General features: G+C 67.3%; 8 protein-coding genes and 2 pseudogenes. 4 read left to right on the forward strand and 6 right to left on the reverse strand.

Annotation, left to right across the window (positions count from 1 at the left end; translation table 11 throughout):
• Positions 1–81: 81 nt before the first annotated feature.
• From Q5694_RS34095 to Q5694_RS34110, 4 genes are read left to right on the forward strand one after another with little or no spacing between them, the layout of a single operon-like run.
• Positions 82–441 (forward strand): hypothetical protein, encoded by a 360-nt coding sequence (locus tag Q5694_RS34095; protein ID WP_333937397.1) that lies wholly within the window; start codon positions 82–84, stop codon positions 439–441.
• A 5-nt stretch (positions 442–446) separates the two neighbouring features.
• Positions 447–1634 carry a peptidoglycan-binding protein gene (locus tag Q5694_RS34100; protein ID WP_333937398.1) on the forward strand — a complete coding sequence of 396 codons (1188 nt, stop codon included), beginning with the start codon at positions 447–449 and terminating at the stop codon, positions 1632–1634.
• A complete protein-coding gene (locus tag Q5694_RS34105; protein WP_333937399.1) occupies positions 1631–2359 on the forward strand; it encodes an ABC transporter ATP-binding protein in 729 nt (242 codons plus the stop codon). Before Q5694_RS34100 ends, Q5694_RS34105 begins: the two co-directional genes overlap by 4 nt.
• The gene (locus Q5694_RS34110; RefSeq protein ID WP_333937400.1) at positions 2356–3561 is read left to right on the forward strand and encodes an ABC transporter permease; all 1206 of its coding nucleotides are present in this window, start codon (positions 2356–2358) and stop codon (positions 3559–3561) included. The genes Q5694_RS34105 and Q5694_RS34110 overlap by 4 nt, the downstream gene beginning before the upstream one ends.
• A 600-nt stretch (positions 3562–4161) precedes the next feature.
• Here the strand turns inward: Q5694_RS34110 and Q5694_RS34115 are convergent.
• The 6 genes and pseudogenes from Q5694_RS34115 to Q5694_RS34135 all read right to left on the reverse strand — a co-directional run.
• Positions 4162–4709, reverse strand: a pseudogene (locus Q5694_RS34115) (RHS repeat-associated core domain-containing protein); the annotation flags it as partial.
• 467 nt (positions 4710–5176) lie between these two features.
• The gene (locus Q5694_RS34950; protein WP_443040991.1) at positions 5177–5410 is read right to left on the reverse strand and encodes a hypothetical protein; all 234 of its coding nucleotides are present in this window, start codon (positions 5408–5410) and stop codon (positions 5177–5179) included.
• Positions 5407–5581: pseudogene (locus Q5694_RS34955) on the reverse strand (RHS repeat-associated core domain-containing protein); the annotation flags it as partial. The gene Q5694_RS34950 and the pseudogene Q5694_RS34955, both read right to left, overlap by 4 nt.
• A 926-nt stretch (positions 5582–6507) precedes the next feature.
• Positions 6508–7137: an RHS repeat-associated core domain-containing protein gene (locus Q5694_RS34125; protein WP_443040992.1), complete on the reverse strand. Its 630-nt coding sequence runs from the start codon at positions 7135–7137 to the stop codon at positions 6508–6510.
• Positions 7138–7237: 100 nt separating this feature from the next.
• Entirely contained in the window at positions 7238–7390 is a 153-nt protein-coding gene (locus tag Q5694_RS34130; RefSeq protein ID WP_333937401.1) for a hypothetical protein, read from the reverse strand.
• A 25-nt stretch (positions 7391–7415) separates the two neighbouring features.
• Positions 7416–7817: RHS repeat-associated core domain-containing protein (locus Q5694_RS34135; RefSeq protein WP_333937402.1), on the reverse strand; the 402-nt coding region annotated here is incomplete at its 5' end.

Here is a 7817-nt window from a genome sequence, read left to right on the forward strand (position 1 = left end):
GCCGGCGACCAGGGAGGCTCCGGCGGAACCGAAACCGGGCAGCGGGATCCTCGTGCGATCCGCCAGGCGTTCGTGAACTGCATGCACGAGCAGGGGCAGAGCGGGGTCAGCCTGGACGACAAGGGCAACATCGTCCTGAAGTCCAACGGGGCGGGCGACGACACGGCGGGCTACGACCATGCGTCCAAGATCTGCAACGCCAAGGTTCCCGGCATACAGCAGGAGCGCGACGCCAGGAACGCCAAGATGGTCAAGGCCGCCCGCAAGTTCGTCGCCTGCGCCCGGAAGAACGGTCTGCCGGACATCCCCGACCCGGACCCCAAGGACGGCACCGTGAACTTCGAGAAGGAGCCGGACATGGACGCCTTCGCCAAGGTCGGCCAGTTGTGCACCAAGGACGGCCAGCAGCTTCCCGGCTACACGATCGACCAGGCGGGCTGATCGCCATGGCCCACACCGATGCCCGGGCGGACGACACCCCCGTGCGCCCCGAGCCCTCCCAGGACTCCGCCGGTACGGCGGGCAGGACCCCCTCGCCCAGGTGGCGCGGGCGCAGGAAGCAGCGCACGCTGATCACCCTCGCGGTGGTGACCGCCCTCGCCGCCGGCGGCACGGCCGTCGCCTGGCGTCCCTGGGACACCGGTCCCGCGCCGCAGCGCACGGCCGAGCACACCACCGCCGAGGTGCTGAAAACCTCGCTCTCCTCCGGACTGAAACTCACCGGCAAGCTCACTTACTCCGACCCCACCAGCGTCACCGGACAGGGGCAGGGCACGCTCACCTGGCTGCCCGCCGCGGGCGACACTGTCAAGGCGGGCGGCAGGCTGTACGAAGTCGACGGGCAACCGGTCGTGCTGTTCACCGGGGACCGGCCCATGTGGCGCGAGCTGGCCCCGGACATCACCGACGGCCCCGACGTGAAGGAACTCAAGCGGAACCTGGTTGACCTCGGATACGCAGAGGGGCTCGGCCTGTCGGTCGACGAGAAGTTCACCGCGGGCACCCTCACCGCGGTCAAGCGCTGGCAGAAGGCTATGGGGCTGCCCCAGACCGGGAAGATCCCGGTGGGCCGCCTCGTCTTCACTCCCCACCCCACGGTGCGGGTGCAACAGGTCGCCGCCCAGCTCGGTGCCGCCACCGGGACAGGCACCGTCCTGAAGATCACCGGCACAGTCCTGGAGGTCACCCTCCAACCGGGCGACGACCAGCTCTCCCAGCTCAGCCCCGGTGCCCAGGCGACCGTCCAGTTCCCCGACGGCACCACCACCACCGGAAAGATCACCCGGTTCACCCCCGCGGGATCCGGCGACGACGCCGGATCCGGCGGTTCTGGCGGCGGTGACACCGGCCAGGACAAGGCGACGGTCACCATTACCCTCGGCGACCAGAAGGCCGCCCGTACCACCGGACCCTCCACCGTCACCGTCACCATCACCGGCAAGAGCGTCGACGACGCCCTCGTCGTGCCCGTCACCGCGCTCACGGCGCTCGACGGCGGCGGCTACGCCGTCACCCTCCAGCACAAGGACGGCACCACCGAACTCGTCACGGTCGAGATCGGCCTGGTCGCCAACGCCAAGGCACAGGTCACCGGCCGGATCAAGGCCGGCGACAAGGTGGTGGTCCCCCAATGAGCGATAGCACACCGCCCGTTCTCCACCTGAACCAGGTGGTCAAGGAGTACCCGGGCAACCCGCCGCTGCAAATCCTGCACGGCATCGACCTGACCATCGAACCGGGCGAACTCGTCGCCGTCGTCGGCCCGTCAGGCTCCGGCAAGTCCACCCTCCTCGCCCTCATCGGCTCCCTGGACCGCCCCACCTCCGGCACCCTGACTTTCGAGGGCCACGACCTGGCCAGGCTGTCCGAACCCGAGATCGCCGCCCTGCGCGCCCACCGCATCGGCTTCGTCTTCCAGCAGTTCTTCCTCCTGCCAGGACTGACCTGCGTCGAGAACGTCGCCACCGGGCTCCTCTACACCGGCACCGGCCCCTCCCACCGCCGCACCCTCGCCGCCGAAGCCCTCCACGAGGTCGGCCTCGGCCACCGCCTCACCCACCACCCCCACCAGCTCTCCGGCGGCGAACAGCAGCGCGTCGCCATCGCCCGCGCACTCGTCGGCCGCCCCGCGCTCCTCCTGGCCGACGAACCCACCGGCGCCCTGGACTCCGCCTCCGGCACCGCCGTTGTCGACCTGCTGCGCGGACTCCACCGCGACGGCACCACTGTCGTCGTCATCACCCACGACCGCGACCTGGCCGCCTCCTTCCCCCGCCGCATCGGCATCCACGACGGCCGGATCGCCTTCGACGAAACCACCCGTCCCGCGCGCCACCTCACGCGGGAGGCCACCCCATGACCCCGCGCACCGGCACCGGACTCCGCCCGGCCCGTCTGACCCCCGCCGACCTGCTTCGCCTCGGCCTCATCGGCCCCCGCACCCGGCGCCTGCGCTCAGCCCTGTGCGCCCTCGGGATCTCCCTCGGCATCGCCGCCGTCATCGCGGTGACCGGCATCTCCGCCTCCAACCAGGCCCATCTCATGGAACGGCTCGACCGCCTCGGCTCCAACCTGATCACCGTCAGTCCCGGCAAGGACGCGAGCCAGAAGGAAGTGCCCCTGCCGGAGACCGCTGAGACGATGCTCGGCAACATCGCGCCCGTGCAGAAGGTCACCGCCACCGGGAAGACCACCGCCCACGTCTACCGCAACGACCTCGTGCCAACGGAGCAGACCAACAGCATCTCCGTCCTGGCCACCCGGAGAAACCTCCTGGACACCCTCCACGGCCAGCTGAGTGCGGGCCGGTGGCTCGACGCCGCCTCCGAAAGCCTGCCCGTCACCGTCCTCGGCGACCAGGCCGCCCAGCGCCTGGGCATCAGCCGCCCCGGCGAACGCGTCTGGCTCGGCGGCCAGTGGTATGCCGTTCTCGGCATCCTCACGTCCAACGAGCTCGTCCCCGAACTCGACACCGCCGCCCTGGTCGGCTGGCCCCAGGCCACTACACACCTCGGCGCCGACAACCACCCCGGCGCCATCTACCTCCGCGCGTTCACCGAACGCGTCGACTCCGTCCAGCGCGTCGCCGGCGCCACCGCCAACCCCGCCAACCCCTCCGCTGTCGCAGTCTCCCGCCCCTCCGACCTCCTCAAAGCCCGCGCCGAAACCCAGGACAGCCTCAACGGCCTCGTCCTGGCCCTCGCCGCAGTCGCCCTCCTCGTCGGCGGCGTCGGCATCGCCAACACCATGGTCGTCGGCGTCATGGAACGCCGCGGCGAGATCGGCCTACGCCGCGCCCTGGGCGCCCGCAGCGGCCAGATCACCGCACAGTTCCTCATCGAAGCCGTCCTCCTCGGGTTCCTCGGCGGCATCACCGGACTCACCCTCGGCGCCGCCACCGTCCTCACCTACGCCACCCTCAACGACTGGCCCGCCCGCATCCCCCTCTACACCCTCGCGGCCGGCCCCCTCACCGCCGTCTTCGTTGCCACCCTCGCCGGCCTCTACCCCGCCCTGCGCGCGACCCGCATGCCCCCCACCACGGCCCTCCGAGCCACATGACCCCGATCACCCGCATCACAACAAAGGAGATGCTGCCCGCCGCCACCCAAAGGTGGTCGGCAGGTCCGCAAAGGCGGGCAGCACCCGTGGCCACCCGCAGATGCCCGGCCTGCTGCCGCCCGCGCGCCCAGGCGCCCGGGCGGGGGCGTTACGGCCCCGCCCGCGCCTGGCACGTTCACCTCACCCACTCGTACACGTCGTCTTCCCCGTCGGCGTCTCGGTGGTAGCCGTCGAGCAGGTCGTCCACCTCGTCCTCGGTGAGATCACGCTGGTCGTCCAAGGCCTTCATGGTGCCGGGTCATGCCCGGACGGTTCATGCCACGAGTCGCAGGTGTCCGACTGCCTGCCCGTCCGGGGGGGCCATGTCCAGATGCCAGGTGCCGAAGCGGCGGACACCGCAACGCGCTGCGGGGGGGCAGCACGCTCGCCACCGGCAAGAGTCCTCCCGGAGGGCGAGGCAGCCCGCAGCCTATGTCCGCTTCATGTACCCGGTAACGATCTCCGCGAGAGTTCGACACGTTAGGTGTGCGCCGCGCATGATCTGGAAGAAGCGCTCCAGCCCCGTCTAATGCGCGGCTTCCGTTTTCTCATAATCGGAACGTAGGTCGTGCCGCGCGGGCAGCCCTGGTCGGCTCCCTGGGAGGTGAGGTTGCCGGCCAGGTCGTAGCAGTACTGCCAGGAGTCGACGGTGGCGCCGGCCTTGACCTCGCTGGCGTAGGAGAAGCGGCCCGCGCCGTCGTAGGAGTAGGTGCGCTTGGTGCCTCGGACGTTGTCCGTCGAGCTGCGGATCTTGGAACCGTCGGTGCCGGCGTTCGTGCCGTAGCCGTACGTGTAGGCCAGGTCGACCAGGGTGCCCTGCGGGGAGGTCGCCTTGATGGCCTTGGGACGGCTGGAGTTGTCGACGTCGACCTTGTGCACCGTGCCGCCGGGGTAAGTGGTCGTGGTGTTGTAGCCGCACTTGGTGATCTTCCCTTGGGGGTCCTTCAGTTCGGTGAGCTTGTTGACGTCGTTCCAAGGGTCTGGGAGCCGTTCTGCAGGTGGCGGACCGTCTCGCGCTGCAGCGGGTCGAACTCGTACTTGGTGGTGCCGGTGCCGTCCGAGCGCTGCACCAGGTTGCCGTCGCCGTCGTACCAGTAAGTGAGCCGTGCCCGGCTTCTCGGTGCGTCCGCCGGCCCTCTGTGACCCAAGGCCGTTTACGGTTGGATGTCACTCACCCCTCACGGCGTAGAGCACCCCAAGGGCTACCAGGACGGCTCCCAGAAGACGGAAGGCCAGGGTGTTCGACGCCTCGAACCGTCCGCCGCCCCGCCCAGCGAGTGTGTTCGCCACCCGCGGCCCTATGAGGGCTGCAGCAAGCCCGAACAGGGCGATGAGAGAACCTACTACCATGGCCACAGCGGCCCCTCCTAATCTCCGGTGGTGAGGGCCCCTCTATCAGAGAGGCCCTCACTCGTGTCCTTATAGGGACTCAGCGACGCCGTTTGGCATACATGACACCGACGAAAATCATGGCTGCGATGAACAAGCCGATGGCCAGGTAAGGAGACCAGGACGGCCCGTCGGGTCGGTCATTGGCGAGTTCAATAAGAGCAAGCATGCAGGGTCTCCCGAGCTTTCAGAAGGTGTATCTGGCCGTACCTGAGCACTTTCCGGTGCTGCCACCTGTACCCACGCCCTCGCTTCCATCAGTAGCCACTGACAATTCAAGCGGCCCGAAGCCACAAGCGACTTCACCGGTCCACCCCTTGTCAGCTGATCCGGACGCGAGACTTGCATCGAAGCTGCCACCAGGCGTGCCGACGCCAGCACTGACATAGGGATGAATGCCGCCGTCCTCGTTGACGCTCACACCGGCACCCCCGCAGATCCAGAAACAGGCTTCGCCACCCACGTCGAGCGACAGCAGCCCGTTGGGTCGATGCGGTTGACCGGGTCGCCCTCGGCGTAGAGGATAGGGGTTCTTCTCCTGGCCGGAGGGGTCGGGCTGGGTGAAGCGGCCGATGTTGGCGTCGTAGTAGCGCTGAATAATTCTGATCGGCCACCGCGTCGGGCCTCCGCTATTCACGAACACCCGAACCGCATCGCCCGACAGTTGCTTTTCGATGACGCCTCAGCGCCGCAACTGAGGTGGCGAGGCTAACTGTTTCCCTTAGCGTGGCGAAGCAATAGCAAACCGCAGCCCGCCGCAACCAGTGGGGCTATGTGAATGACTGCGGGGCCAGCTCCCATGGCAAGCATAACGACGACCGACAAGGCCATTATGGATGCACATACAAGGAGGAAGTAGGCCAAGATGCGCAAAGACTGATTAGATCCATTTCTCACTACATGCCTCACTTCCGACGCCAACGGGCGACAGCAACCGTTGCGAACACAACGACCTTTCAGCAAGGGAACAATGGAATTTCTCAGCCACCAGGCATTCAAGCTCCTCTTCCTGAAGCGGGGCCAAGCGCTGATGATGGTCAAGCCGCCGAACCAGCAAGGAAATGCAGTCGATCGGGTCTTGCTCACGTAGCCGTGCCAACCGATTTCGATCGGGGTGGCGCTTGTCGACGGGAGCCATCCCCACCACGCCCTGCACTTACCTTCTCTCCGGTGGGGAGGGACGGCGCAGGAGTGCGCAGCAGCCCAATCAGGATAGATTCAGCGCCTCTACTGGTAATGATCAGAGCCTCAAAACGGAATGGCGCTTGGCGATGACAGCGGGATGCCTGGACTCATTGGCCTTTGCCACCGCGCTCCTCGTCACCGAACGCACCTCACTTCTGCCGTTTACGGTAGTAGACAACAATAGCGAATACGCACGCGAAGGCAGCGACGAAAATTAGAGGCCCCCATCCTTCGGGAATCCACCATCCTTTACCCTCTGAGGCGATCTGAATCACGACTTCTCCTCGAAGTGAGCGGGGCGGCGCATGGTGACGCCGCCCCGTCTGGGACTATCTAGGACCAGGCTTTCACCGTCTGTTCCTCTGCGAAGGAACCGGCGTACTCGCCAGCCACCATGCAGGGAACGGCAGCAGCCGCTGCTCCGGCACCTCCTGTAAGGTATCCGGCGACACCGATGCAGGTTCCCTCGACCGATTTACCGAAGGCCAGACCGAAGGTGATTCCGGCGGCCCTGCCGTAGTCACCGTCAACAGCCGCATTCCAAGCTTTATCCACGGTTGCGGCGTCGTTACCCAAAGAGATGGCGTCCAGAACCGGCCCGAACGACAGTGTTCCGTTGGGATCGATCCGGTTGACCGGGTCGCCCTCGGCGTAGAGGTAGGGGTTCTTCTCCTGGCCGGAGGGGTCGGGCTGGGTGAAGCGGCCGATGTTGGCGTCCAAGTAGCGGGCCTGGAAGTGATACAGCCCGGTGGGGTCCTGGTAGCCGCCCGCGAAACGGTAGGGCTGGGCAACCTGTTCGGACGACTGCGACAGGATGCGCACACCGCGCGGGCTGTAGGCGCAGGTGTTGACCTCGTTGCCGTCCGCGGTAGTGCGAGTTAGGGCATCGAGGTGAAGGCCATCCGGTTTCCAGCCTTGCGTCGGCATTTCGCCGGTCGTCCCGACCGCCTGCGGCTCCAGCACACAAGACGCAACCCTTGTCGCAACCGGTGGCTCGCCCGCTGCCCCCGGGGCTCGACGACTCGGGGGCAGCGGCAACACGTGACAGGTCGAGTGATCCCGATCAGCCTCGGCGGCCGCGGTTCCGGCTCACCCTGCCATAAATGATCATGGCTATCAGGGCGGCGACGGCAATGCCGAGGATCACCAGCCCAGCAGTGCCTTCGGGCATGACGCGGCCCTCATTGGCCAGCAGGTAGGTACTCGTCGTTTCCACTGGTTCTCCTCTCACGTGCCTGACCTCACGACCAGGCGTCAGTCGCCTTGTTCTCCACCGCGTTGCCGACGTACTCAGCTCCCGTGAAGCAGGCGGCTCCCACGACGAAGCCTCCTGCCCCGGCAGTCGGTGCTCCAGCGGCTGTCGCCACGGCGCCACATGCTGCGCCGGTGACGCTGGACGCCACCTCGCCCACCACCACGGCAGCGGCCTTGCCGTAGTCACCGTCGAGCAGGGCATTGCCCGTCTTGTAGATGGCGTTGGCCCGGGTCGCTCGTCCGGCGTTCTTGAGCATCCCCTTCATGGCTCCTTCGACCGAGAAGAGCCCGTTGGGATCGATCCGGTTGACCGGGTCGCCTTCGGCGTAGAGGTAGGGGTTCTTCTCCTGGCCGGAGGGGTCGGGCTGGGTGAAGCGGCCGATGTTGGC

The sequence above is a fragment of the Streptomyces sp. AHA2 genome (genome assembly GCF_036857595.1).
GTDB lineage: Bacteria > Actinomycetota > Actinomycetes > Streptomycetales > Streptomycetaceae > Streptomyces.